This is a genomic window from Ideonella sp. P3_A4, from assembly GCF_056403075.1.
Genome location: NZ_JBFUGE010001217.1, coordinates 1 through 865 on the forward strand (window position 1 = coordinate 1; position 865 = coordinate 865).

An 865-nucleotide genomic window follows, 5' to 3' on the forward strand; every position below is an offset into this window, starting at 1 on the left:
GATGATGAACTACCACGGCTCGCGGGGCCATGCCGGTGGAGGTCCGCTCGAGCAAAGGGTTAGGGCGCTCCGCGCTGCTCTTCAAATGTGTGCCTCAGATAGAAGACCGGCTGGCGGAAGGGCTCCTCCCATTGGAATGTGAGAGAGGTGACCCAATCCGATGGGCAAGTTCCCCAAGATCGTCCTCCTGTATCGCAGGTTCCAAGCGCAAGAGGGCCAAGTGCGAGCTTGCCCGCAAGTTGCACCTCGAACACTGAGAACTCATCGGCTCCCATCTCTCCCATGGGATTTGCATTGTGCCAACCGGAAGAGAAGACGAAGGTAAACGGACCACAGACTCGCACGACCTTTGCAGTTCCTGTTCGACGCGAATCTCCGCGAGAGTCAGGAGCACTGCTTTGCGTGAGCTCGACGGTGTTGATCTGTTGCAGGGTTCGGCCTGGAGCTTCCAGTACAACTGACGGACTTGGCGCGAGAAGGCTGTTCTCCGTGACATAGCCCCATTTAGAACTTGGATCACAAGACAAGAGAACTTCCTGCGCTAACGTCGGAACAGACGGGGCGAGCAGGAGCAGTGCTGTAAAGATGATGTGAAGTAGGCGGTGGGTCACGGTAGAGGGCCGACTCAAGGATGAAGTGCAACACCAGCGATGTCGGTGACTTTGAGTTGAGAGAAGACTTCGTGTGGAGTGCGGAAGCCGAGGATCTTGCGAGGAGTGTTGTTGAGGACGAACTCGAGGTTGCGCAGATCTTTGTCGGTAAGGGGCGAGAGGTCAAGGCCCTTGGGGAGGAACTCACGGATGATGCCATTAGCGTTCTCGTTGGAGCCGCGCTGCCAAGGGCTGTGGGCGTCGCAGAAGTAGAT

Annotated in this window: 1 protein-coding gene; it reads right to left on the reverse strand. The window is 57.1% G+C overall.

From position 1 onward, the window contains the following. Positions 1-625: 625 nt before the first annotated feature. Positions 626-865 (reverse strand): transposase (locus tag AC1DYI_RS37105; RefSeq protein WP_477209065.1); only part of this gene is annotated, 240 nt, incomplete at its 5' end.